General features: G+C 73.9%; 21 protein-coding genes and 1 pseudogene. 9 read left to right on the top strand and 13 right to left on the bottom strand.

What is annotated here, in order from left to right; genetic code table 11:
• Nucleotides 1–435 precede the first annotated feature (435 nt).
• Nucleotides 436–1,323, bottom strand: coding sequence for an LLM class flavin-dependent oxidoreductase (locus IF30_RS0132515; RefSeq protein WP_030245175.1), 888 nt, complete (start codon nt 1,321–1,323; stop codon nt 436–438).
• Nucleotides 1,324–1,403: 80 nt separating this feature from the next.
• Nucleotides 1,404–2,315 (bottom strand): serine/threonine-protein kinase, encoded by a 912-nt coding sequence (locus IF30_RS42330; RefSeq protein ID WP_051711701.1) that lies wholly within the window; start codon nt 2,313–2,315, stop codon nt 1,404–1,406.
• Between the two features lie 86 nt (nt 2,316–2,401).
• On the opposite strand from IF30_RS42330, the gene IF30_RS0132525 reads away from it, so the two are divergent.
• The 3 genes from IF30_RS0132525 to IF30_RS0132535 all read left to right on the top strand — a co-directional run bounded on the left by IF30_RS0132525 (nt 2,402) and on the right by IF30_RS0132535 (nt 4,565).
• Nucleotides 2,402–2,947: an RNA polymerase sigma factor gene (locus IF30_RS0132525; protein ID WP_030245178.1), complete on the top strand. Its 546-nt coding sequence runs from the start codon at nt 2,402–2,404 to the stop codon at nt 2,945–2,947.
• On the top strand, nt 2,944–3,798 hold the full coding sequence (locus IF30_RS0132530) for a hypothetical protein (protein WP_030245180.1): 855 nt from the start codon (nt 2,944–2,946) through the stop codon (nt 3,796–3,798). The genes IF30_RS0132525 and IF30_RS0132530 overlap by 4 nt, the downstream gene beginning before the upstream one ends.
• Nucleotides 3,799–3,893: 95 nt before the next feature.
• The gene (locus IF30_RS0132535) at nt 3,894–4,565 is read left to right on the top strand and encodes a hypothetical protein (protein WP_030245181.1); all 672 of its coding nucleotides are present in this window, start codon (nt 3,894–3,896) and stop codon (nt 4,563–4,565) included.
• A 35-nt stretch (nt 4,566–4,600) separates the two neighbouring features.
• On the opposite strand, the pseudogene IF30_RS45835 reads toward IF30_RS0132535, so the two are convergent.
• Together IF30_RS45835 and IF30_RS0132540 are read right to left on the bottom strand one after the other, a co-directional pair.
• Nucleotides 4,601–4,875 (bottom strand): annotated as a pseudogene (locus tag IF30_RS45835) (LLM class flavin-dependent oxidoreductase); the annotation flags it as partial.
• Between the two features lie 98 nt (nt 4,876–4,973).
• Nucleotides 4,974–5,897 (bottom strand): DUF72 domain-containing protein, encoded by a 924-nt coding sequence (locus tag IF30_RS0132540; RefSeq protein WP_051711702.1) that lies wholly within the window; start codon nt 5,895–5,897, stop codon nt 4,974–4,976.
• 168 nt (nt 5,898–6,065) lie between these two features.
• Between IF30_RS0132540 and IF30_RS0132545 the strand changes: the two genes are divergently transcribed.
• From IF30_RS0132545 to IF30_RS0132570, 6 genes are all read left to right on the top strand, one after another.
• A complete protein-coding gene (locus IF30_RS0132545) occupies nt 6,066–7,886 on the top strand; it encodes a hypothetical protein (RefSeq protein ID WP_158835649.1) in 1,821 nt (606 codons plus the stop codon).
• Nucleotides 7,887–8,100: 214 nt separating this feature from the next.
• Nucleotides 8,101–8,703, top strand: coding sequence for a hypothetical protein (locus tag IF30_RS0132550; RefSeq protein WP_030245186.1), 603 nt, complete (start codon nt 8,101–8,103; stop codon nt 8,701–8,703).
• A gap of 191 nt (nt 8,704–8,894) precedes the next feature.
• A complete protein-coding gene (locus IF30_RS0132555) occupies nt 8,895–9,983 on the top strand; it encodes an ABC transporter ATP-binding protein (protein ID WP_420791176.1) in 1,089 nt (362 codons plus the stop codon).
• A complete protein-coding gene (locus tag IF30_RS0132560; protein WP_030245191.1) occupies nt 9,967–10,866 on the top strand; it encodes an ABC transporter permease in 900 nt (299 codons plus the stop codon). The genes IF30_RS0132555 and IF30_RS0132560 overlap by 17 nt, the downstream gene beginning before the upstream one ends.
• Before the next feature lie 11 nt (nt 10,867–10,877).
• A complete protein-coding gene (locus tag IF30_RS0132565) occupies nt 10,878–11,795 on the top strand; it encodes an ABC transporter ATP-binding protein (RefSeq protein ID WP_030245192.1) in 918 nt (305 codons plus the stop codon).
• Nucleotides 11,796–11,901: 106 nt separating this feature from the next.
• Complete coding sequence (locus tag IF30_RS0132570; RefSeq protein ID WP_030245194.1) at nt 11,902–12,618, top strand: ABC transporter permease; 717 nt, start codon at nt 11,902–11,904, stop codon at nt 12,616–12,618.
• A gap of 55 nt (nt 12,619–12,673) precedes the next feature.
• Here IF30_RS0132570 and IF30_RS0132575 read toward each other — a convergent pair whose 3' ends face one another.
• From IF30_RS0132575 to IF30_RS0132615, 9 genes are all read right to left on the bottom strand, one after another.
• Complete coding sequence (locus tag IF30_RS0132575) at nt 12,674–13,912, bottom strand: CynX/NimT family MFS transporter (RefSeq protein ID WP_030245196.1); 1,239 nt, start codon at nt 13,910–13,912, stop codon at nt 12,674–12,676.
• A gap of 65 nt (nt 13,913–13,977) precedes the next feature.
• Nucleotides 13,978–14,709, bottom strand: coding sequence for a FadR/GntR family transcriptional regulator (locus IF30_RS0132580; protein WP_030245198.1), 732 nt, complete (start codon nt 14,707–14,709; stop codon nt 13,978–13,980).
• A gap of 164 nt (nt 14,710–14,873) precedes the next feature.
• Nucleotides 14,874–15,731: an HAD family hydrolase gene (locus IF30_RS0132585; RefSeq protein WP_051711704.1), complete on the bottom strand. Its 858-nt coding sequence runs from the start codon at nt 15,729–15,731 to the stop codon at nt 14,874–14,876.
• 67 nt (nt 15,732–15,798) lie between these two features.
• Nucleotides 15,799–17,073 (bottom strand): serine--tRNA ligase, encoded by a 1,275-nt coding sequence (gene serS / locus IF30_RS0132590; RefSeq protein WP_078891881.1) that lies wholly within the window; start codon nt 17,071–17,073, stop codon nt 15,799–15,801.
• A gap of 624 nt (nt 17,074–17,697) precedes the next feature.
• Nucleotides 17,698–18,633 carry a prephenate dehydratase gene (gene pheA, locus IF30_RS0132595; protein WP_030245204.1) on the bottom strand — a complete coding sequence of 312 codons (936 nt, stop codon included), beginning with the start codon at nt 18,631–18,633 and terminating at the stop codon, nt 17,698–17,700.
• A 156-nt stretch (nt 18,634–18,789) separates the two neighbouring features.
• Complete coding sequence (efeB, locus tag IF30_RS0132600; RefSeq protein WP_030245208.1) at nt 18,790–20,109, bottom strand: iron uptake transporter deferrochelatase/peroxidase subunit; 1,320 nt, start codon at nt 20,107–20,109, stop codon at nt 18,790–18,792.
• A 5-nt stretch (nt 20,110–20,114) separates the two neighbouring features.
• Entirely contained in the window at nt 20,115–22,178 is a 2,064-nt protein-coding gene (locus tag IF30_RS0132605) for a FixH family protein (protein WP_107054573.1), read from the bottom strand.
• Between the two features lie 12 nt (nt 22,179–22,190).
• Nucleotides 22,191–22,682 (bottom strand): copper chaperone PCu(A)C, encoded by a 492-nt coding sequence (locus IF30_RS0132610; protein ID WP_030245217.1) that lies wholly within the window; start codon nt 22,680–22,682, stop codon nt 22,191–22,193.
• Nucleotides 22,682–23,356 (bottom strand): SCO family protein, encoded by a 675-nt coding sequence (locus IF30_RS0132615; RefSeq protein ID WP_030245218.1) that lies wholly within the window; start codon nt 23,354–23,356, stop codon nt 22,682–22,684. Before IF30_RS0132615 ends, IF30_RS0132610 begins: the two co-directional genes overlap by 1 nt.
• Nucleotides 23,357–23,385: the final 29 nt, after the last annotated feature.

Raw genomic sequence — 23,385 nt, forward strand, 5'->3', positions numbered from 1 at the left:
GGCGGGGTCGACCTTCTCGACGGTGGACCCGTCGCGGCTGCTCGACTCGCGTGCGGGCGTCGGCCGGCCGGGCGACGACAAGGTTTCGGCGAACGAGACGGTGTCGCTGCAGGTGGCGGGCCGTGGCGGTGTGCCGCAGGGCGTGAAGGCCGTGGTCCTGAACGTCACGGTGACCGAGCCCGCGGGGGACGGTCATCTGACGGTGTGGCCGTCGGGGAGCGCTCAGCCGACGTCGTCCAACCTGAACTGGGTGGCCGGTCAGACGACGCCGAACCTGGTCGTGGTCCCGGTCGGGGCGGACGGCAAGGTTGGGGCTCGTAGGACGCCCCTCCCACCGGTCCCCACCGATGGACGGCACCCCCGGCGCCGGTCTCCGAGACACCCTCGGAGGCCGGCGCCGTCGTTCCCCGGCGCCCGCCGGAGGCCCCTGCACGATCAACCCAACTGCGCGAGGCCCTCGGTGGCGATGCGCTCGAAGACGGCGAGGTCGTTCTCGAAGATCGAGTCCGGGACGGGCCAGTGGATCACGAGCTCGGTGACGCCCAGCTCCCGGTAGGTCCCGGCCCAGTCGACGAAGGCGTCCAGCGACTGGAGCGGCTTCTCCGCCGTCGAGCCCTGGAGCAGCATCTTCTCCAGCGTCGCGACGTCCCGGCCCCTGGCCTCGCAGGCCGCCGTCAGCTTTGCGATCTGCTGCGCGATCACCCCGGGCGCCTCCTCGACCGGCACGTCCGCCGGCCCCTTCGGATCCCCGTACGTCACCCAGCCCTGCCCGTACTCCGCAGCCAGCCCCATCCCGCGCGGGCCGGCCGCCGCCACGTAGAACGGCACCCTCGGCGTCTGCACGCAGCCGGGGGCGTTCCGCGCCTCGACCGCCGAGTAGTACCTGCCCTCCCGGGTGGTGGCGTCGGTGCGCAGCAGCTCGTCCAGCAGCGGCAGGAACTCGCCGAACCGGTCCGCCCGCTCCTTCGGCGACCACGCCTGCTGCCCCAGCGCCGTCGCGTCGAAGCCCGTCCCGCCGGCGCCGATCCCCAGCGTCAGCCGGCCGCCGGACACGTCGTCCAGCGTGATCAACTCCTTCGCCAGCGTCACCGGGTGGCGGAAGTTCGGCGAGGTCACCAGCGTCCCGAGCCGGATCCGGTCGGTGGCGCACGCCGCCGCCGTCAGGGTCGGGATCGCCCCGAACCACGGCTCGTCGCGGAAGCTCCGCCAGGACAGGTGGTCGTAGGTGTACGCGGCGTGGAAGCCGAGCTCCTCGGCCCGCCGCCAGGTCTTCTGCCCCTCGCTCCACCGGTGGATGGGGAGGATCACCGTGCTCAGTCGCATACCGCCGACCCTACGGTAGCCGTCAGCGGCCGGCGCCGATCAGGACACGACCGCCGGCGCGGACCGGCCCCCTGTCGGATTCAGCGCCACAGCCAGCTCAACAGGGTCGTCGCCGTGAACACCGTGCCCGACACCAGACAGACCGCGCGCCGGGTCAGCCACCCCGGGCCATCCAGCGGCCGGGACTGCGGGACCGGGGCCAGCAGCGCGTCCGCGAAGGCCCGGGCGGACGGCGGTCGGTCCGCCGGCTCGACGGACATCGCGGCCCGCAGCAGCAGGGCGACGTTCGGCGGGAGCTCCGTTCCGGCCGGGAGCGCCGGCAGCGTCGAGGCGGCCGGCTGGCCCGTCATCAGGGCTGTGGCGCGTCCGCCCGGGCCGAACGGCTTCTGCCCGGTCAGCAGCTCGTAGGCCACGACGGCCAGCGCGTACACGTCGGCCCTCCCGTCGAACCCGCCGCTCTGGAAGGCCTGTTCCGGCGCCATGTACGCGGGCGTGCCCGTGGTCACCGTCAGCCCGGACGCGTCGGCCAGCTGCTTCGCGCTGCCCAGATCCGCCACCAGCACCGCGGCGGGCGCGGGGCCGGCGGCGAGCAGCAGGTTGGACGGCTTGACGTCGCGGTGCACCACGCCCTCCTCGTGCAGGACCTGGACCGCGTAGCCCGCCTCAGCGGCCAGCCGCAGCGCCTCCTGCGGGTCGCACCGCCCGACCCGGTCCGCCAGGGTGCCGCCGCGCACGTAGTCCATGACGAAGTAGGGCCGGTCCTCCTGCACCCCGACGTCGTGCACCCGGACCACCCGCGGGCTGGCGATCCGGCGCAGCAGCCTCGCCTCCGCCAGGAACCGCTCGCGCACATCGGCGTTGGCGGCCCAGTTCTCGGCCAGCACCTTCACCGCGACCTCGGTGTCGAGCTCCGGGTCATAGGCCTTCCAGACCGTCGCGAAGGAGCCGGCTCCGAGCCGCTCCAGGAGGAGGTAACGGCCGAGCTTGCGCATGTGGCAGCATTCTGCCGGAGTCGCGGGGAGTGCGGAACTCCCGTTCGGCGGGCTGGATGCGGGCGGGACGAAACGGGGGGATCCGGATGTTCGAGGACGGCGAGCTGGAACGGTTCGTGGCGGCCGCTCAGGCGGGAGACCCCGGGTCGATGGAGTACCTGCTGGCCAAGTTGCGGCCGGTGGTGCTGCGCCGCTGCTCGCGCTTCCTGCCCCACCACGCCGACGCGGAGGAGGCCGCACAGGACGCGCTGCTGTCCATCAGCAAGCACCTGGGGGAGTACGGCGGCCGCGGCTCCTTCCTGGGCTGGGTGACGGTGATCGCCTCGAACGCCGCCCGGTCCACGTACCGCTCGATGCGCCGGCGCGCCGAGGACAGCCACGCCGACCTCCCCGAGTCCGTCGACCCGCGCACCACCAGCGTCATCGCCGGGACCCGGCTCGACGTGATGGAGGCGCTGGCCGCGCTGGAGCAGCGGCACCCCGCCCTGGTGGAGGCCTTCGTGCTGCGCGACCTCGGCGACCTGACCTACATCCAGGTGGCCGAGGTGCTGGACGCCCCGTTGAGCACGGTCAAGGACCGCATCCACAAGGCCCGCAGCTTCATGCGCGAGCGCCTGGCCACCGGTCTGTGAACGACCGTCCTGCGGCGGGCGGCGGCCGCGTCGTCGTCCGGCCCCGGTCCGCCGTCGCCGCCCTGGTGGCAGCCTCCGCGCTCGGGCTGGTGGCCGGCCGGTTCGTCCTGCCGGCGCCCCCCGGCGCCACCGCGCACCCGACAGCACGGCCGGATGCCGCGGTCGGCGGGGCGTCCCAGGGCGCGTCCGCTCCCGCGACGCCCGGCGGGTCCGTCCCGACGCCCGGGTCCTCGGCCTCCGGCTCCGCCTCGCCGACCGGTGCGACCGGTGCGACCGGGCCGGTGACGACCGCGAACCTTCTGGAGCCCGCGGCGTTCAGCCCGGACGTCGGCGTCGAGCGGATCCACGTCACCGACCGGTACGGCGACGGGAACTACGCCAACGCGGCCTGCACCGGCGAGAAGACCCTCACTCAGACCCTGGGCGGGCGCGGTGCCCACTTCCGCGGACTCATGACCGGCCGCACCAGCCCGGACGACCCCACCGTGGCCGGCGAGAGCGGCGGCCAGGTCGCCCGCGAGGTCGCCGCCGAGGCCCAGAGCCCTTCCCTGGCGCAGAACTACAGCGAACGCCTGCTGCTGGAGGAGGTGCCCTGCCAGGAGGCGACACCAGGGCACTGGGTCTACGGAAAGACCACGACGCTGCAGCTCGGCCCGGACGTCACCGCGCGATGGATGGGCACCTACCAGGGATCGCTCAACACCACCGGCACTGCGCCCGAGGGCAGGGAGCCCTGCGGCGGCATCGCCGTGCTGCGCAGCGGCAACCACTACGGAGTGCTGGAGGTGGAGGCCTGCCTGGGGACGGCCGCGATGGACCGCGTCGTCAGGACCGCTCTGTCACAGCTGTGAAACAGCCGGTCAGGGACTCCGACTTTCCCTCCGGAGGCGGCATCTCCCCGGTTGTACGAGGACGCAGCAGGCGTCCCGACCAGCAGGGGGACCAGATGACCGAGAACCAGACCGTCCAGAAGTCCGTTCGCCGCAACCGGCTCGCCGCCGCGGCCTGCTTCGCCGCCGCACTGATCACGGCCGGCGTCGTCGGCACCCAGTCGGCCGCCGCCGACGGGGCCGCGCAGCGCGACGCGGTCGCCGCCCGCTCGACCGCGGTCGCCGCGCCCGGACTCGGCTCCGCCCGCCTCGTCCAGAGCGAGGACTTCCAGAAGGGCATGAACCCGGCCGGCGCGACCATCTCGCTGACCGGACGCGAGGGGCTGTCCGCCTGCTCCGGCGAGGAGACGATGCGCGACCTGACCAAGGGTCAGGCCACCGGCTACGCGTCCGTGACCTGGACCTTCGAGACCCCCGGCATGCTGAGGGAGTCGGCCGCGAGCGCCCCCACCGGGACCACGGCCGCCACCTGGGAGAAGCAGCTCGTCGCGCTCGTCGAGGTCTGCCAGGACGAGCCCGCCGGCCACTGGCACTACGGCGCGGCCCACACCCTGACCGTCACCGGCGGCACCGCCCGCTGGTACCCGGCCTACAACGGCGACGGCGGCGCCGCCGGCGGGGTCGCGGTCCTGCGCAGCGGCACCAAGGTCGCCATCGTCGAGGTCCCCGGCGAGCCCGCCTCCGTCGAAGGCGTCGCCACCGCGGCACTGAAGCGCCTCTCCTCCTGAACGGCGGCCCCGCTCCGCCCGCGCCGCCGGGCGGAGCCGGCCCCGGACGTCGAAGAGGCTCGCCCGCCCAGGGGGACGGGTGAACGAGGCTTGACCGAGGGGGCGAGCGTCCCGAGCCGGATCCGGTCGGTGGCGCACGCCGCCGCCGTCAGGGTCGGGACCGCCCCGAACCACGGCTCGTCCCGGAACGACCGCCAGGACAGGGGGTCGTAGGTGTCCGCGGCATGGAACCCGAGCTCCTCGGCCCGCCGCCAGGTCTTCTGCCCCTCGCTCACCGGTGAATGGGGAGGATCACGGTGCTCAGTCGCATGGCAGCGACCTTACGAAGCTCTGCGGCACCCGGGTCCGGCTGATCGCGGTCTGAGCGGAGCGGGCCCGGGACGGCCGCTGCTTCCGACGGCACCGGACCTACGCGGGCCTGGCGGTGGGTGAGAGCCCGCCGACCGGACGGGGGTTGCGGGTCGGGGTGCCGAGCAGCCGGCTCATCGTCGCGGCGGCGCGGACGGCCGCGTCGCCGCAGCAGTTGTTGAACAGGACGTGGACCTCGCGGGCCCGGTCGGCCATGGCGTGGACGGCCGGCGTCCAGGACGAGAGCTCTTCGGGGGTGTAGCGGTGGCGGAACCGCTCCTCCTTCGACCCCGTCCCCCAGGCGCGGTTGCGGCCGTGGAAGCGGACCACCGCGAGCCGGGCGGAGGTGACCGGAGTGACCGGCGGGATGGAGGTGGGGAGCGACTGCGCCGTGTCCACGGCCACGGCGGCCAGGTCCAGCTCCGCCAACAGGCCGCGGGTGGAGGCGAGACGGCCCGGCTGCCACCAGTCGGGGTGCCGGAACTCCACGGCCACCGGCCAGCCCTCGGTGCGCTCCCGGCACTGGCGGAGCACCGACGTGGCCGACGCGCCCGGGGCCAGCCACGGGGGGAACTGGAAGAGGAGCGTCCCCAGGCGGTCCGACCGGCGCAGCGGTTCGAGGGCCCCGCTGAAACGGCGCCACACCTCGTCCAGCAGCTCCGGGTCCGCCGCCGCTCGACCGGGCCGCCGGCCGGGAGCCGGCCGCAGATCGGCGGGCAGTGCGCCGGGCCGGGTCGGATGCCCGGTCAGCAGCGAGAACGCCTTCACGTCGAACCGGAAGCCGGTCGGCGAACGCTCCACCCAGAGCGTGCTGTTACGCGTACTGGGCATCGAGTAGTAGGTGGCGTCCACCTCGACCACCGGGAACTCCGTGGTGTAGTACCGCAGTCTGTCCTCCGCGCTGCGGTGGCCTTCCGGGTACCAGCCGCTGGACAGCAGCTCCTGGTCCGTCCATGAACACGCGCCGACGAGAATGTCTCCCATGGCGCCCGTCTTCCCGGCCCCGGGCTGCCCATTCCGCCCGGTCACGGGGGTGTCGGCGGCGGCCGCTAGGATCTGGGCGCATTTCCGCGGGGGTGGTCTCTGGAGCGTCGGGCTCCGCCATGCCCCACCCGATGGTGTCGAAGTCCCCCCCATGAAGGACGGCAAGGCATGACCAGAGACATATCCAGGAACCGCCGGCTGCGGCGTGCCACCGCGGTGGCCCTGACGGCGGTGACGGGGTTGGCGGCGGCCGGCTTGGCGGCGCCCGCCGCTTCGGCTGACGCCGGGTCGGCTTCCGCGCCGTCGCAGCAGTCGGCCGGCGGCATCTCGATCGGGGACGTGTCGTTCCAGCGCCAGGTGCCGCCGAACGGGGGCGGGGTGCCGGTGTCGTTCCCGGTGTCCGACTCGGTCGCGATCTCCAAGGTCACGGTGACGGCGCACGGGCCGGCCGTTCCGGGGTGCGCACCGACGGCGTCCACCACGCTTGCGGACGGCACCTTGTCGACGACGGTCTCGCTGAACCTGCCGTTCGCCGCCGCGTCCACCACCGACGGCGCCAACGGCCCGCTGCCGACGGGGTGCCAGGCCGGCCTGTACGCGCTGGAGATCGCCGTGACGGACGCCGACGGCGTGCACAGCTTCGGCGCGGTCGGGACTCCGCTGGCCAAGCCGCTGGACGTCTCGGTGGGCATCGCGGGCACCTTCGTCCCGACGGCGCCGCAGCGCGTGCTCGACACCCGCAGCGGTGGCACGCTGGCGGCCCGCAGCGCCGGGTCGCTGAAGGTCGCCGGCGTCGCGGGTGTCCCGGCCGATGCCGTCGCCGTCGTCATGAACGTCACCGCGACGGAGGCGAAGGACGCCGGGTTCGTCACCGTCTACCCGACCGGGCAGCCCGTGCCGACCGCCTCCAGCCTGAACCACGCCAAGGGCCAGACCATCCCCAACGCGGTGACGGTCCAGCTGGGCGCGGGCGGCGCGGTCAGCATGCTCAACGGCTCGGACGGCAACCTGGACCTGGTCGCCGACGTCGTCGGCTACTACGTCCCGGACACCACCGGCTCCGTCTACACCGGCCTCAGCCCCCGGCGCGCCCTGGACACCCGCCCCGCCCACGTGCCGGCCCGCGGCACGGTCACCGTGGACCTGTGCACCACGGCCGGGCTCCCGGCCGCGGCCACGGCCGCGGCGCTCAACGTCACCGTCACCGACCCGCAGGACGCGGGCTTCCTGACGGTCTACCCGCACGGGCAGTCGCGGCCGGACGCCTCCAGCCTCAACTTCACGGCGGGGCAGACGATCGCCAACACGGCCGTCGCCCGCCTGGGCAGCGGCTGTTCGGTGGACATCTTCAGCTCGGCTTTCGCGCCGGTCGACATCGTGGTCGACGCCTCCGGCTACTTCGTCCCGGACACGAGCGGCCAGACCACCGACGGTGTGCTGGTGACCGTCGCGCCGGAGCGGCTGTACGACAGCCGGGACACCGGCTCGCCGATCGCCGGCGGCACCTCCATGGTCGGCTGGGGCCTGCAGCCGCGGGACTGGGGGATCGGCTCGCTGCTGCTCAACGTGACGGCGACCAACCCGACCGAGGACAGCTTCATCACCGTGTACCCCGACGGCGGGCCGGTGGACTCCGGCCCGACCGGTGCCGGGCTGTCGGACGCCTCCAACCTGAACTTCACCGCGGGCCAGACCATCCCCAACATGGTCAACGCCACGGTGGGGGCCAACGGTTACGTCGACTTCTTCAACCACGTCGGCAGCACCGACATCGTGGTGGACCTGTTCGGGTTCTACACCACGAGCAGCGGCGCGAAGCCGTTCTCCGCCTCTGCCGCTCCTGCCGCTCCTGCTGCTCCGGCCGCCGGCGCGCCGTCCGCGAAGGTGCAGGCCGCTCCGGCGCCGTCCGCGGCCGAGGGCGGGACCGCGGCGTCGAGCCCGTTCCGGCTGCCCTTCGTGGCCGCCACCCGGACCGCCGCCCGTCCCTGACCCTCCCCGACCCGCGGGTGCCGCCCCTTGTGGGGTGGCACCCGCTGCCGTTTCCGGCGGGCACGCCGGTGCGTGCAGGCCGGCCGGTGCGAGCCGTGCGCCGGTGCGCGCGGTGTGCCGGCGGGACCGTGCTCGGGGAGGCGTCGGTGGCAGGCGCTAGTCTGTCCGCCGCACCGCCAATCTGATCATGCGTTACAACGGGGGTTCCTTCGTCATGCCTGTTTCCAGGACACTGCTCGCCGCTGCTCTGGTCGCCTCCGCCGCGTTCGGCCTCACGGCCTGCGGCCCGGACGACTCGTCGGACCAGGGGGCGGGGAGCGGGTCCAACAATCCCGCGACGGCCGCCCCGACCGCCGCCCCGACCTCGGCTCCCGCCGCGCCCACCGGATCCCCGGCCGGCACCGGCAAGCCCGCGCCGACCGGAGCGTCGACCCCCTCCGGGCAGTCCGAGGAGGGCTTCTGCACCCACGGGCCGCTGCCCGCCGGGCAGAAGTGGATCTACCCGGGGAAGGGCACCACCACGACCACCCTGGTGTACAAGGACACCAAGGACGTCTGCGGGGTCGACGACGTCGGCTTCGATCCGGTGGGCGCCGACAAGACCGCGGCCTTCGCGCCGACCGCCAAGGGCCACCTCAGCTCGGTGCTCGCGCCGCCGAAGGACGTCAACCTGGCCGACCTGGTGAAGCACGTCAACGAGTGCATCGCCACGCCGCACAACGAGAAGGGCTCGTACCCGTGCTCGTCCGGTGACTACAAGGTGGCGATCGACGCCTCCGGCAAGGTCACCGAGCTGTGGGAGCGCGCGCACAGCTGACCCGCGGGGCGTGCGGCGCCGGGCGGCTCACCGGGACTCGGGCTGCTCGGCGCCGCCACCTGGGGGTGCGGGCGGTGCCGAGGCCCGTCGACCCCTAGGGGGGGAAGAGTCCGGACGTCATCCCGCAGCAGCAGTCGGCCTCGTCATTCCAGCTCATGTCCCTTGCCGGGGAACGCCGTTACGTTGAAGGCGTGTCCACAGCAGTCATCGCGACCGACGGCCTCACCAAGAGGTTCCCCCGGGTCACCGCCCTCGACCGGCTCACCGTCGAGGTGCAGCCGGGGGTGGTCGGGCTGGTCGGGGCCAATGGTGCCGGCAAGTCCACCCTGATCAAGATCCTGCTCGGACTCGCCCCGGCGACCTCCGGCCGGGGCGAGGTCCTCGGCCTGGACGTCGCCACCCGGGGCTCCGAGATCCGCGAGCAGGTCGGCTACATGCCCGAGCACGACTGCCTGCCGCCGGACGTCTCCGCCACGGAGTTCGTGGTGCACATGGCGCGGATGGCGGGCCTGCCCGCCACCGCCGCCCGCGAGCGCACCGCGGACACGCTGCGGCACGTCGGCCTCTACGAGGAGCGGTACCGGCCGATGGGCGGGTACTCGACCGGCATGAAGCAGCGGGTCAAGCTCGCCCAGGCGCTGGTGCACGATCCGAAGCTGGTGCTGCTGGACGAGCCGACCAACGGGCTCGACCCGGCGGGCCGGGACGAGATGCTGGGGCTGATCCGCCGGGTCCACACCGACTTCGGCATCTCGGTGCTGGTCACCACCCACCTGCTCGGCGAACTGGAGCGCACCTGCGACCACTTGGTCGTCATCGACGGTGGGAAGCTGCTGCGCTCCTCCTCCACCGCCTCCTTCACCGGGGCGACGGCCGTCCTCGCGGTCGAGGTCACCGACCTGCCCGGGCTCCCCGCGCAGGACCGCGCCGCCCGGGCCACCGCTGCGGAGCCCGCCGCTGCCGAGCCCGCCGCGGTCGTCCGCGAACGGCTCGCGGCCGCCGGCCTCTCGGTGCAGGCGGAGAACTCGCACCTGCTGCTGGTGCGGCTGGCCGACGAGTCGACGTACGACGCCATCCGCGACACCGTCGCCGAACTTGGCCTCGGGCTGGTGCGGTTGGAGCAGCGCCGGCACCGGGTCGCCGAACTCTTCACCGACGACCGCGACGCCCAGGACGGCCGCGACGGCCGCGCCGCCCACGACCACGGCACCTCGGGCCCGGCGGAGGGTCCGTACGCCCAGGACAGCAGGGGAGGGACGGACGATGTCGCTGCCTCCTGAGAGCAGGCCCGCCGACACCGGCGTCATCCACGACATCGGCTACCGCGGCTACGCCGGCCCCCGGCTCGGCCGCGGCCACGCCACCCGCTCGCTCTTCACCCAGAGCCTGCGCGCCGCGTACGGCCTCGGCCGCTCCGGCAAGTCCAAGGTGCTGCCGATGCTGGTGCTGGGCGTGGTCTCCGTGCCCGCGATGATCTTCGTGGCGATCGCGGTCGCCCTGAAGCGCGACGAGCTGCCGGTCGAGCCCCCGGCCTATCTCGCCGACCTCAGCCTGGTGGTCTCCGTCTTCCTCGCCTCCCAGGCGCCGGTGCTCCTCTCCCGGGACCTGCGGTACCAGACCGTGCCGCTCTACTTCTCCCGCCCGATCACCCGCAGCGACTACGTGCGGGCCAAGTTCGCCGCCATGGTCTGCGCCCAACTGCTGCTGATGACAGCGCCGTTGCTGGTGCTGTACGTCGGCGCCCTGCTCGGCGGGATGGACTTCTCGCACAACACCGGGGAGTTCCTCCACGGCCTCGCGGCGGCCGTCCTGTACGCCCTGGTGCCCACCTCGGTGGCCCTGGTGATCGCGGCCGCCACCCCGCGCCGGGGCTTCGGGGTCGCCGCGATCATGGGCTACCTGGCGGTCAGCTCCGCGGTGGCCACCGTCGCGGTCGGCATCAGCAACCCGGGCACGACCGGCTCGGACGGCGCGCAGTGGACGGCACTGATCTCGCCCATCGACCTGGTGGAGTCCCTGGTCGACGAGGTGTTCGGCCTCGGCGCCGGACTCGACCGCCGGCACGCTCCGGGCGGCCTCGGCGTGGCGGTCTTCGCGCTCGTCGCGGTGGCCATGGTGGTCGGGTCGTACCGGCTGCTGCTGAGCCGCTACAAGAAGGTTTGAGAGAGGGCGGCATGGCCACCATCAGCATCGACAAGGTCTCCCGCTGGTTCGGGAACGTGGTCGCGGTCAACGACGTCACCATGGCCGTCGGGCCCGGTATCACCGGCCTGCTCGGGCCGAACGGCGCGGGCAAGTCCACCCTCATCCACCTGATGAGCGGCTTCCTCGCCCCCTCCGGCGGTTCGGTCACGCTGGACGGCGTGCCGATCTGGCGCAACCAGCGGGTGTACCGGCAGATCGGCCTGGTCCCCGAGCGGGAGTCGATGTACGACTACCTGACCGGTTGGGAGTTCGTCGTCGCCAACGCCGAACTGCACGGCCTGCCCCAGCCCGGTGCCGCCGCCCGCCGCGCCCTGGACCTGGTGGAGATGGCGTACGCCAAGGACCGCCGCACCGGGACGTACTCCAAGGGCATGAAGCAGCGGGTCAAGATGGCTTCCGCGCTGGTCCACGACCCGGCCGTGCTGTTGCTGGACGAGCCCTTCAACGGCATGGACCCGCGCCAGCGGCTCCAGCTGATGGAGCTGCTGCGCCGGTTCGGCGCGGACGGCCGCACCGTGCTGTTCTCCTCCCACATCCTGGAGGAGGTCGAGCAACTGGCCCGCCACATCGAGGTCGTGGTGGCCGGCCGGCACGCGGCCTCGGGCGACTTCCGCAGGATCCGCCGGCTGATGACCGACCGCCCGCACCGCTACCTGGTCCGCTCCAGCGACGACCGCCGGCTCGCCGCCGCGCTGATCGCCGACGGCTCCACCACGGGCATCGAGGTGGACGGGCGGGAGCGCGCGCTGCGGATCGAGGCGGTCGACTTCCAGGGCTTCACCACCCTGCTGCCCAGGGTCGCCCGGGAGGCCGGCATCCGGCTGTACACCGTCTCCCCGGCCGACGAGTCGCTGGAGAGCGTCTTCTCGTACCTGGTCTCCGCGTGAGTGCCGCCGCGCCCGCCGCCGCCACTGCGCCCGCCCCGCCGGCCGTCTCCCGCACGCCCGCCGCCCCCGCCGTGACCGTTGTTGCCCAGGAAGGGGCCGACCGACCATGAACCCCACCGTCGCCAGGCTGACCCTGCGCGGGCTGCTGGGCCGCCGCCGCGGCCTCGTGCTGCTGGTGGTCCCCGCCCTGCTGCTGCTCGTCTCCGCCATCGCGAGCGGGTCGAGCGCCGACGCGCACGGCCTGACCGTCAGGATCCTCGGCCAGCTCGGCCTCGGCACCCTGGTGCCGGTCCTCGGCCTGGTGGTCGGCACCGGGGTCATCGCCACCGAGATCGACGACGGCTCGATCGTCTACCTGCTCGCCAAGCCGCTGCCGCGGTGGCGGATCATCACCACCAAGCTGACCGTCGCGATCGGCGTCACCTGGCTGTTCTCGGTCGTCCCGACGCTGCTCGCCGGGCTGCTGCTGTACGGCACCCGGGACGGCGTGGCGCTCGGCTACACCGTGGCGGTGCTGGTCGCCGGGGCCGCGTACAGCGCGCTGTTCCTGCTGCTCGGCGTCGTCACCCGGCACGCGGTCGTGGCCGGGCTGGGGTACGCGCTGATCTGGGAGTCGGCGGTCGGCAACTTCGTCGAGGGCGCCCGGACGCTGAGCATCCAGCAGTGGGGCCGGGCGGTGGCCGAGGCGGTCGCCGGGGACACCGCGATCGGCGCCGACGTCTCGCTCGCGGCGGCCGTGCCGCTGCTGCTGGTGGTCACCGTCGGGGCGACGGTGCTCGCCTCGGTGAAGCTGGCCGGGCTGACGCTGGCCGGCGAGGAGTGAACCGTCCGGAAGGCTCCGGAGCGGGCGCGGTCCTGAGCACGGCTCGCGGCGTGGTTCAGAGCGTGCGGTTGCGGCCCGCGCCCCAGCCGGCCGCGCCGACCACGACGACCAGCACCAGCATCAGCACCAGGGTGGCCTCCCAGCCGCCGGTGAGCTGGTGCAGCGCACCCGCTCCGACCGGGCCGGCCGCGGCGACCAGGTAGCCGACCGCCTGCGACATCCCGCCCAGCTGGGCGGCGCCGGCCGCACTGCGGGTGCGCAGCACGATGAACGCCAGGCCGAGGCCGAGGGAACCGCCCTGGGCCACGCCCAGGATGGTCGCGGACACCCACGCGGCCGAGACCGGGGCCACCAGCAGCAGGGCGATGCCGAAGCCGTTCAGGGCGGCCATGGTCACCGCCAGGGCGCGCTGGCTGGTCATCCGGCCGGCCATCAGCGGCACCAGGAAGGCACCGGCGACCTGCACCAGGTTGGAGAAGGCGAAGACCAGGCCGGCCTGGCCGCGGTCCATGCCGTGGTCCGCGAGGATCGTCGGCATCCACGCCACCAGGGTGTACACCAGCAGCGACGAGACGCCCATGAAGAGGCTGATCTGCCAGGCCAGCGGGGACTTCCAGACCCCCGCGATCGGCGTGCCCGGCACGGCCGCCACGGCCGCCGAGCCCCGCTCCTGCCGGGAGCGCAGCACCTGCGGCAGCCAGGCCACCGCCGCGACCAGCGCGAGCAGCGACCACGCGCCGAGCGAGGCCCGCCAGCCGCCGCCGAGCGCGTGCTCCAGCGGGACGGAGGTGCCGGCGGCGAGGGTCGCGCCGACCAGCATGGTGGTCGAGTAGACGCCGGTCATGGTCGCCGCCCGGTCCGGGAACTCCCGCTTGACCAGGCCCGGCATCGACACGTTCAGCACCGCGATGGCCACGCCGATCACCACGCAGCCCGCGTACAGCGCGAACACCGAGGGCAGCACCCGCAGCAGCACGCCCGCGCCCAGCACCAGCACCGCGCCCAGCACCACCCGCTCGGCGCCGAACCGGCGGGTCAGCCGGGGGGTGAGCGGGGCGCCGACGCCCTGGAACAGCACCGGCACGGTGGTGATCAGCCCGCTCGCGGTGGTGGAGAGGCCGAAGGTCCGCTGGATCTCGCCGACCATCGGGGAGATCGCGGCCAGGCAGGCCCGCATGTTCAGCGCGACCAGCACGATGCCGGTCAGCAGCAGGAGCGGATGGGCCAGTCGGGCGCGGACGGGGAGCGGGGCGGACGTGGTGACAACCGGCTGCTGGGCACGGGTGACGGCCATGGGTGTGCTGTTCTTTCCGGGAGGTGCGTGGATGCGGGGGCGGACAGGAGGAGGCTCGCGCCGTCCTACTTCCGGGCCGCGATGGCCGCGAGCAGCTGCTCGACGGCCGCGGTCGGGCCGGCGAGCAGCGCACGACAGGCCGCCTCCGCCCGGTCCGGGTCACCGCTCTCGATCGCGTCGACCAGTGCCTCGTGGGTGGCGACGACCGCCTCGGGCATGTCGTGGTCGCCGAAGGCGGCGGTCATGGCCTCGCGGACGGAGGCGCCGAAGTAGCGGTACACCTCGGCCAGCGCGGGGTTGTGCGCGGCGTCGACGACGGCGGTGTGGAACTCCAGGTCGTGCTCGACGGTGGCTTCGCGGCTCGTCCGCTCGGGGTGCGCCGCGAACACCTCGGCCTCGCGGGCCAGCGCGGCCCGCATCCGCCGGACGTCCTCGGCGGTGTGCCGCAGCGCGGCCAGCCGGGCGGCCTCGGTCTCCAGTGCCGCTCGGACCTCCAGGACGTCCCGGATGCCCGAGCGCTGGACGCCGCGCAGCACCGCCGCGGGGTCGCTGGTGGAGCGGACGAAGGTTCCCTCGCCCTGCCGGGAGACCAGCATCCCGGCGTGCGCCAGCACCCGGATCGCCTCCCGCACGGTGTTCCGGCCGACCTGCAGCCGCTCGGCGAGCTCGTGCTCGGTGGGGATCTGCGAGCCCACGGGCCACACCCCACCGGCCAGCTGCTCGCGCAGCTGGTCGATCGTGGTGTCCACCAGGGAACGCCGCCCGGCTGCCTGCAGGCTGCTGCCGTCGCCGCTCATTCCGGGCCTCCCTCCGTCGCGGTACGCGTCATCGTCGGTCGTGGGTCATCCTACAACCGCTTGCCCGGTCATCCTACAACCCCTGCTGACCAGCGCACGGACGCGTGGCCGGGCCGAAGGGTGGCCTCGGCCAGGTCGGAAGAGGGGGCGGGGCGGCTGTGGCGTCAGCGGCCCGGGTAGAGGCGTTCGAGGACGACGGCGACGCCGTCCTCGTCGTTGCCGGCGGTGACGGCGTCGGCGACGGCGAGGAGTTCCTCGTGGGCGTTGGCCATGGCGACGCCGTGGGCGGCCCAGGCGAACATCGGGACGTCGTTGGGCATGTCGCCGAAGGCGATGGTGTCGGCGGCGCGCAGGCCCAGGCGGCGGGCGGCGACGGCCAGGCCGGTGGCCTTGGACAGGCCGAGCGGGAGCAGTTCGACCACGCCGGCACCGGCCATCACGATGCCGACCAGGTCGCCGGCGGCGCGGCGGGCGGCCTCGGCGAGGGCGTCGTCGCCCAGCGCGGGGTGCTGGATGTAGAGCTTGCTGACCGGGGAGGCGAGCAGTCCGCCGCGGTCGACCCGGACGACCGGCAGGTCGGAGCCGATGCGCAGTTCGTAGCCGGGGCCGGCCAGCACCTGGCCGTCGAGGCCGTCCTGGTTGGCGGCGATGGCGAGCGGGCCCGTCTCGGCTTCGATCTTCTCGATGGCGAGGGCGGCGAGCCGGCGGTCGAGGGTGAGGGAGGTGAGCAGCTTGTGGGCGCCGGCGTCGTAGACCTGGGCGCCCTGGCCGCAGACGGCTATCCCGGTGTAGCCGATCCCGTCGAACACCGGGCGGGCCCAGACGGCCGAGCGGCCGGTGACGACGATGTGCAGCGCGCCCGCGCCGGTGGCCGTGGCCAGGGCGGCGCGGGTGCGCTCGGAGACGGTCCCCCGGCTGGTCAGCAGGGTGCCGTCGAGGTCGGTGGCGACCAGCCGGTAGGGCAGGCCGCCACCGTCGCGGGTGCCCTCCGGGGAGACGGGGCTGGGGCTGGTGGTGCTCATGGGCCGGTCGTCTCCCGGGAGTTGCGGGTGGTGCGGTGGTACGGGGGCGGTGCGGAGGAGCCGGGGGCTACTTGACCGGTTCGAGGACGGTCCGCCCGCCGAGGAACGGCCGCAGTGCCTCGGGCACGGCCACCGAGCCGTCGGCCCGCTGGTGGTTCTCCAGGATCGCCACGATGGTGCGCGGGACGGCGACCAGGGTGCCGTTCAGAGTGGCGAGCGGGCGGGTCCTGCCCTCCTCGCGCATCCGGATCGACAGCCGGCGGGCCTGGTACTCGGTGGTGTTGGAGGTCGAGGTGACCTCGCGGTACTTGCCCTGGGTGGGGATCCAGGCCTCGATGTCGAACTTGCGGGCGGCGGAGGCGCCGAGGTCGCCGGAGGCGACGTCGATGACCCGGTACGGCAGCTCCAGCGCGTTGAGGAAGTCCTTCTCCCACTGGAGGAGGCGGCGGTGCTCGTTCTCCGCGTCCTCGGGCGTGGTGTAGACGAACATCTCCACCTTTTCGAACTGGTGGACGCGGATGATGCCGCGGGTGTCCTTGCCGTAGGTGCCGGCCTCGCGGCGGAAGCAGGACGAGTAGCCGGCGTAGCGCAGCGGCAGCTTCTCGGCGTCGATGATCTCGTCCATGTGGTACGCCGCGAGCGGGACCTCGCTGGTGCCGACCAGGTACCGGTCGTCCTCGGCGAGGTGGTAGACGTTCTCGGCGGCCTGGCCGAGGAACCCGGTGCCGTCCATGGCGGCCGGGCGGACCAGGGTCGGGGTGATCATCGGGACGAAGCCGGCGGCGGTGGCCTGGGCGATCGCCATGTTGACCAGGGCGAGCTCCAGCAGCGCGCCGACACCGGTCAGGTAGTACGAGCGGGCACCGGCGACCTTGGCGCCGCGCTCGGTGTCGATCGCGCCCAGGATCTGGCCGAGTTCGACGTGGTCGCGCGGCTCGAAGCCCTCGGCGGCGAAGTCGCGCGGGGTGCCGATCTCCTCGAGGGTGACGAAGTCCTCCTCGCCGCCGACCGGGGCGGCCGGGTCGATGAGGTTCGCCAGCGAGCGGACCAGGCGCTCGGCCTCCTCCTTGGCCGCGCCCTGTTCGGCGTCCGCGGCCTTGACCGCGGCGGCCAGTTCCTTGGTGCGCTGGAGCAGGGCGGCCTTCTCCTCGCCCTTGGCCTGGGCGACCTGCTTGCCGAGCAGCCGCTGCTCGTTGCGCAGTTCGTCGAAGCGGCTGCCCGAGGACCGGCGCCGTTCGTCGGCGGAGAGGAGGGCGTCGACCAGGTCGACGTCCTCGCCACGGACGCGCTGCGAGGCGCGCACTCGGTCAGGGTCCTCACGGAGCAGGCGAAGGTCAATCACAGGCCCAAGCGTACCGGGCGGAAGTTCCTCCACCGGTACCGGTTTTTCCCTGGGGATAACCGGCCCGGTCCTGTGGATAACTCCGGTGGGGACCGCGCCGGCAGCGGGTTATCCACAGGGCTGGGGCCGGGTCTGTGGATTGAAGGGGAGGATCACCCTCCGTCCGCCCGAACCAGGGAATTGAGGATTCAAACCTCATTCGACCTTCTCAGGTGAGGGAATTGAAGCACTCAGACGGGTGATTTGCTGGCAACCGGGTGACTCTGGTCCGATTAATCATCTCTGTGACGCAAACCGATGGTCCGACCGGTTCCGGGCAATGGCTATACCGGTTTGTCGACTCGTCCCCAGGCCTGTGGATAACTTCCGGCTGTGGACAGTGGGAAGGCCTGTGGACAGCGGCCTCCGGCGGTGGGCGGCCCTGTGGACGACGGGGAGGGTCGCCCGCCCTACCTGATCGGCCCGGTCCGAGACGGTCGGAAAAGGTCGGAAAAGGCCAGAATGGCAAGAGTTGCGTTCAGTCGACCGGCAGGGCTCTCGGCTCCGCCTCGGCGGTGCTCCCGGGCCTCGGTGGGGCCCGCCCCGGAACCTCGCGGGCGGGCCCGGAAGCTCCTCGTGGCCGCCTCAGATGTCCCCGCGCCCGTCGAGCGCACGGGAGAGCCAGTCCGCCGCCGAGGAGAAATCGTCGTCCGAGGTCCCCGGCCGGCGGTGGACGGACTCCTGGCGGTCGGCGCGCGGATAGGAGCCGAGGAACCGCACCTGCGGGCAGATCCGCTTGAGGCCCATCATCGCCTCGCCCACCCGGCGCTCGGACAGGTGGCCCTCGCAGTCGATCAGGAAGCAGTAGCTGCCCAGGCCCTCACCGGTCGGCCGGGACTCGATCCGCATCAGGTTGATGCCGCGCACCGCGAACTCCTGCAGCAGCTCCAGCAGCGCGCCCGGGTGGTCGTCCGGCAGCCAGACCACCATCGACGTCTTGTCCGCGCCGGTCGGCGAGGAGACCCGGCCCGGGCGCCCCACCAGGACGAACCGGGTGGCCGCGCTCTTCGCGTCCGCGATGTCCTTGACCAGCGGCTCCAGCCCGTAGATCGGCGCCGCGAACTCGCCCGCGAACGCGCCGTCGTAGCGGCCCTCCGCCACCAGCCGGGCGCCGTCCGCGTTGGACGCGGCGGACTCCCAGACCGCCTCCGGCAGGTTGGCCGCCAGCCAGCGGCGCACCTGGGGCTGGGCCACCGGGTGGCTGGTCACCGTCTTGATCCCGGCCAGTTCGGTGCCCGGCCGCACCAGCAGGGCGAAGGAGATCGGCAGCAGCACCTCACGGTAGATCATCAGCGGTGTGCCGGAGGCGAGTTCGTCGTTGGTCGCGGTGACCGCGCCCTCCACCGAGTTCTCGATCGGCACGAACGCCCCGGCGGCCTCCCCGCCGCGCACCGCGTCCAGCGCCAGCGCCACCGAGGACAGCGGCACCAGTTCCCTGGTCGCGGCCTCGGGCAGGGTGTGCAGCGCGGCCTCGGTGAAGGTGCCGGCCGGGCCGAGGTAGGTGTAGCGGGTGGCCGACATGACGCCTCCATGGGCTCTGGTGCTGCACGAACGGGGCACGAACGGGATGGTGCCGAGGCAGTCACCATAACGATTCCGCCGTCCCGGCAGAAAGGCGTTCCAGTGATCGGGACCGCCTGTGCTACGGGCCGGGACCGCGCGTCCACGGGCCGGGGGTCACCCCTCCAGCAACTGCTGCCCGAGGTAGCCGCCGACCGGTGCGCCCGGGGGCAGCGCGTACAGGCCGCTCGCCTCGTGCCGCAGGAAGCGGGAGAGGCCGTCGGCCCGGGAGAGCTTGCGCTGCACCGGGGTGAAGCCCTGGCGGGGATCGGCCTGGAAGGCGAGGAAGAGCAGCCCGGCGTCCGGCGAACCGTCCGGCAGCAGCCCGTCGTGGTACGAGAAGCCGCGCCGCAGCATCGCCGCCCCGCCGTTGGCCGCGGGGGCGGCGACCCGGATGTGCGCGTCGGCGGGGATCGCCAGTGCGCCGTCCGGGCCCAAGGCGGACAGGTCGACGGGGGTGTGCTCGCCGGCCCCGGCGGGCGCGCCGAGCGGGGCGCCGTCCGCCTTGCGCCGCCCGACCACCCGCTCCTGCCGGTCCACCGGCAGCGCCTCCCAGTGGTCCAGCAGCATCCGGATCCGCCGGAACACCAGGTACGAGCCGCCGGCCTGCCAGGCCGGCCGGTCACCGCCGGCGGTGCAGAACACCTTGGCGGCGAAGCCGTCCTCGCCGGGCTTCGGATTGTTGGTGCCGTCGACCTGGCCCATCAGGTTGCGGCCGGTCACCGGCCGCGCGGCCGCGCCGGGGGTGCGGGCGAAGCCGGCCGACTGCCAGCGCAGCGCCGCCGTACCGGCCGCCAGCCGCTGCAGCACCCGCAGGGCGTGCACCGCGACCAGCGCGTCGTCGGCGCCGATCTGGACGAACAGGTCGCCCTCGCCGCGGGCGGGGTCGAGGGCGTCCCCCGGGAAGGCGGGCAGCGGTTCGAGCCCGGGCGGGCGGCGGTCGGCCAGCCCGGCCCGGTCGAAGAGCGCGGCGCCGAAGCCGACGGTGAGGGTGAGCGAGCAGGGCCCGGCGTCCAGCGCGACCTGGTTGTCGAACTCCTCGGCCGGCTCCCCGGCGGTCAGCCGCTCGGCCGCCTTCGTCCAGCGCTGCAGCAGGGTGCGCAGTCCGTCCCGGCCGACGTCCCCGGCCAGGTCGAAGGCGGCCAGCTGGACCCTCGCCTGCTGCGGTTCGAGGATCCCGGCCTGGTGCTCCCCGCGGAACGGCACCCGGGCCGCGCCGAGCGCGCCGCCCGCGGCGGTCGTACCGGCGGCGCGGTCGGAACGGTCCAGGGCGACCGCCCCGGCGACGCCCGCGCCGGCGCCGACCAGCAGCCCGGCGCCGGCGGTGCCGAGCAGGGCCCGCCTGGTGAAACCCCCGGCGGCCCGCTCCGCCCCGGCCTGCCCAGCCGGGTCCTGACCTGCCGGGTCCTGCTCCGCCGTCGTGGCTGCGTCGTCCATCGCCGTCAGCCGATCTTGAACTGCTGGGTCGGCGTGGTCTGGTCGATGTCGGACGAGCGGACCTGCACCGACACCACCCAGGTGCCCGCCAGCGGCAGCTGTGCGGTGCCGCTCCAGCGGCCGGTGCCCTCCGGGGTGAGCGCGACCGGCAGCGGGCCGAGGTCGCGGTCCGGCAGGGTGAAGGCGAGCTGCACCTCGGGGACGTCCACCGGCCGGCCGTCCGTGCCGTCCAGGGCGAGCTTCACCTCGTTCGGGCCGGGCCGGGCCGGGTTGAGGGTGACGGTCGCGGTGCCCTTGGCGTTCGGGGTGCGGCCCTTGGTGTCGTACGGGAGCTTGAGCTCGACGGTGCGGCCCGGCTCGGTCTGCGGGGCGGCCGCGGCCCCGGCGTCGGCGACCGGCGCGGCGGCGGACCCGGTCCCGATCTCGCTCGCCACCCGCCCGGGCGGGGAGTTCGTGAGCATCGTGGTGACCACCAGCACCGCCACCGCGACCACCGCCTCGACCAGCACCGAGCGGCGCAGCCCGGCCCGGGTCGGGGTGAGCCCGCGCTCGCGCCCGGCGCTGTTCCGGGCGGCCTGCTGCCGGGCCAGCTGGGCCTGCCGGACCGGGTCCTCGGCGTGCCCGAGGACATCACCGCCGCCGACGGGCGCCGGTACCTCGGCCGGCTCGACCTCCGCCGCCTCCGCCGGGGCCGAGCGCAGCCGGGCCAGCCAGGACCGCGACATCCAGGCGACGCCGAGCATCACGGCCACGCAGCCGGCCTTCACCAGCAGCAGCCGCCCGTACTCGGTTCCGGTCAGCGCTCCCCAGCTGCCGAGCCCCCGCCAGGACTGGTAGACGCCGGTCACGGCCAGGACGGCCACCGAGCCGAAGGCGATCCGGGAGAAGCGGTCGACCACCTCGGCGCCGACGCCCTCGCGCAGCGCGACCAGCAGCGCGGCCAGGCCGCCCAGCCAGCACGCCATCGCGATCAGGTGCAGGATGCCGAACGGCAGCGCCAGCCAGACCTGGATGCCGACCGAGGCGTGGTCGGCCCCGACCCAGGTCGCCGAGAGGGCGACGGACAGCAGCAGCCCGGCCACGCCCAGGCCCAGCCGGGTCTCCCGCTGGGGGCGCTCGGCGGCCCGCCGCTCCAGCTCGCGCAGCTCGACGGCCTCGGCGTCTTCGCCCGCGTCGCCCGCGTCGCCCGCGCCGCCCGCATCACCAGCGGCGCCGCCGGCACCGCCGTCCGCGTCGGGCTTCGCCGGGACCGGCCGCGGCGGCTGCCCCAGCTGGCCGACCAGCAGCGACAGGAAGATCCCGCCCGCCGCGAGCAGCAGCAGCCGGGCGGCCAGCGCCGTCCCGATCCGCTCGTCCAGCGTGGCGCGCACCAGCGACAGGTCGAAGGTCTGCCCGACCCCCGTGCCGCGCTCGTACGGCCCGCGCAGCATCAGCACGGCGACGGTGGAGACCAGCAGCGTCGTCCAGCCGGTCATCAGCAGCCGCTGCACCGGGCGCCGGGCGGCCCCGGCCGGCCAGCAGACCAGCACGAAGGCGGCGACGCCGGCCAGCAGCGCGAACGCCGCGTAGGCGATGGTGCGCCCGGTGCCGTACAGGGCGGCGACCAGGCCGTCGGCCTTGGCGCCCTGCAGCGCGGTGGCCGACACCGAGGTGTCCGACGGGGCGCCGACGGAGAAGGTGAACGCCCCGCCGACGGGGTGCGAGTCCTCCGAGACGGCCCGCCAGGCCACGGTGTACGTGCCGTTGGCGAGCCCGCCCTTCAGCCCGACCCGGGCCGTGTTGCCCTTGCCGTCGGCGTGCGCCGGGCCGCCGGTGTCCACGGCCCGGCCGGCCGGGTCGAGCACCCGGACGGAGTCCGAGGAGAGCGAGACGGACTCGCTGAAGGTCAGCGTGACCGCCTGCGGGGCGGTGGCGACCACCGAGTTCTGCCGGGGGTCGGTGGAGTCCAGGGTGGCGTGCGCGGAGGCCGGTCCGGCGCCCGCGAGCATCAGCGCGAGCAGCGCGCCGAGCGCTCCGAGCACCCCGGCGATCCGACGGTGCGAGGCCTTCTCCAGGCCGGCCGACTGCATGGTGGCGGTCCCCTAACTCTGGCCGGGTCGGTAGGTGAGGTCCTTGACCGGCACCTTGACCGCGATGGTGCCGGACTTGGCGAACGTGAGGTCGAGCTCCAGCTCGTCGCCCACGGTGGGGGCCTTCTGCCACCCCGTGATCATCAGGTGGGTGCCGCCGCGGGCGAACTGCAGCGAGCCGTGCGCGGGCACGTCCAGGCTGTCGACCTGCTCCATGCTCGACGGGGTCGAGCGGTGCATGGTGACCGACTCCGCGCCCGGACTGCTCACCTTGAGCAGCTGGTCCCGCCCGCCGTCGTTGCGCACGGTCAGGTAGCCGGCCGCCATCCCGCCGGCCGGGGGCAGCGGGATGTAGGAGTCGGCGACGCTGAGCCGGGCCGGTCCGGCGGCGGCACCGTCCTGGCCGCCCGCCCCGCAGGCGGCCAGGATGGCGCCGCCGCCCAGGACGGTGGCCAGCACCGAGCCGGTGAGGGCCGTCCGCCGGAAGCGCGTCCCGGTCACCATCACGCCGCGACCCCCTTGGCGAGCAGCGGCAGGTCGTGCTCGTAGGTCTTCTCCTCGGTGCCGCTCATGTAGAGCACGTGCGCCTTGTCGTCCGACGGGAGGAAGGCCAGCACCTGCGCGCCGTGGGTCGAGGTGACCGTTCCGTCCGCGTTGACCACCGGGTCCTCGATCATGATGCCGAGCGACTTGGCGGCGGTCTTCACCTTGGCCAGGTCGCCGGTGAGGCCTATGAAGTCGGTGCCCATCGAGTCCAGCCAGGTGCGCAGCACCTGGGGGGTGTCGCGCTGCGGGTCGGTGGAGACGAAGACGACGTCGACCTTTTGCCGGTCCTCCGCGGGGAGCGCCTTCATCGCGACGCCGATGTCGCCCATGGTGGTCGGGCAGACGTCCGGGCAACTGGTGTAGCCGAAGAACAGCAGGGTCGCCTTGCCGTTGGTCCGCTGCCGCAGGTCGAACGGCTGACCGGAGGTGTCGGTCAGCTGGAGGTCCGGCTTCTCGAAGTTCTTGGCCAGCTTGGTGCCCTGGTACGGGGTGTCCTCCTTCTGCCGGGTGACCTTCGCGGCGGTGGAGCCGCCGGAGGAGCCGCAGGCGGACAGCGTCAGGGCGGCGGCCAGCGCGAGGGCGGCCGCGCCGGCCAGACGGGTGGTGCGGGCGGTGCGGGTGGTGCGGGGCATGGGAGTTCCGATCGTGCGTGGTGGTCCGC

This window comes from Streptomyces sp. NRRL S-350, from assembly GCF_000719705.1.
In the GTDB taxonomy this organism is placed as follows: domain Bacteria; phylum Actinomycetota; class Actinomycetes; order Streptomycetales; family Streptomycetaceae; genus Kitasatospora.

Bases quoted from the DNA above. Each gene is read 5' to 3' on its own strand.
- IF30_RS0132535 (WP_030245181.1), top strand. From the start codon at position 3,894: ATGACCGAGAACCAGACCGTCCAGAAGTCCGTTCGCCGCAACCGGCTC.
- IF30_RS0132525 (WP_030245178.1), top strand. From the start codon at position 2,402: ATGTTCGAGGACGGCGAGCTGGAACGGTTCGTGGCGGCCGCTCAGGCG.
- IF30_RS0132560 (WP_030245191.1), top strand. From the start codon at position 9,967: ATGTCGCTGCCTCCTGAGAGCAGGCCCGCCGACACCGGCGTCATCCAC.
- pheA (WP_030245204.1), bottom strand. From the start codon at position 18,633: ATGTCGGCCACCCGCTACACCTACCTCGGCCCGGCCGGCACCTTCACC.
- IF30_RS0132580 (WP_030245198.1), bottom strand. From the start codon at position 14,709: ATGAGCGGCGACGGCAGCAGCCTGCAGGCAGCCGGGCGGCGTTCCCTG.
- IF30_RS0132615 (WP_030245218.1), bottom strand. From the start codon at position 23,356: ATGCCCCGCACCACCCGCACCGCCCGCACCACCCGTCTGGCCGGCGCG.
- IF30_RS0132550 (WP_030245186.1), top strand. From the start codon at position 8,101: ATGCCTGTTTCCAGGACACTGCTCGCCGCTGCTCTGGTCGCCTCCGCC.
- IF30_RS0132515 (WP_030245175.1), bottom strand. From the start codon at position 1,323: ATGCGACTGAGCACGGTGATCCTCCCCATCCACCGGTGGAGCGAGGGG.
- IF30_RS42330 (WP_051711701.1), bottom strand. From the start codon at position 2,315: ATGCGCAAGCTCGGCCGTTACCTCCTCCTGGAGCGGCTCGGAGCCGGC.
- IF30_RS0132610 (WP_030245217.1), bottom strand. From the start codon at position 22,682: ATGGTGACCGGGACGCGCTTCCGGCGGACGGCCCTCACCGGCTCGGTG.
- IF30_RS0132575 (WP_030245196.1), bottom strand. From the start codon at position 13,912: ATGGCCGTCACCCGTGCCCAGCAGCCGGTTGTCACCACGTCCGCCCCG.
- IF30_RS0132585 (WP_051711704.1), bottom strand. From the start codon at position 15,731: ATGAGCACCACCAGCCCCAGCCCCGTCTCCCCGGAGGGCACCCGCGAC.
- IF30_RS0132565 (WP_030245192.1), top strand. From the start codon at position 10,878: ATGGCCACCATCAGCATCGACAAGGTCTCCCGCTGGTTCGGGAACGTG.
- IF30_RS0132605 (WP_107054573.1), bottom strand. From the start codon at position 22,178: ATGCAGTCGGCCGGCCTGGAGAAGGCCTCGCACCGTCGGATCGCCGGG.
- efeB (WP_030245208.1), bottom strand. From the start codon at position 20,109: ATGGACGACGCAGCCACGACGGCGGAGCAGGACCCGGCAGGTCAGGAC.
- IF30_RS0132570 (WP_030245194.1), top strand. From the start codon at position 11,902: ATGAACCCCACCGTCGCCAGGCTGACCCTGCGCGGGCTGCTGGGCCGC.
- IF30_RS0132540 (WP_051711702.1), bottom strand. From the start codon at position 5,897: ATGGGAGACATTCTCGTCGGCGCGTGTTCATGGACGGACCAGGAGCTG.
- IF30_RS0132545 (WP_158835649.1), top strand. From the start codon at position 6,066: ATGACCAGAGACATATCCAGGAACCGCCGGCTGCGGCGTGCCACCGCG.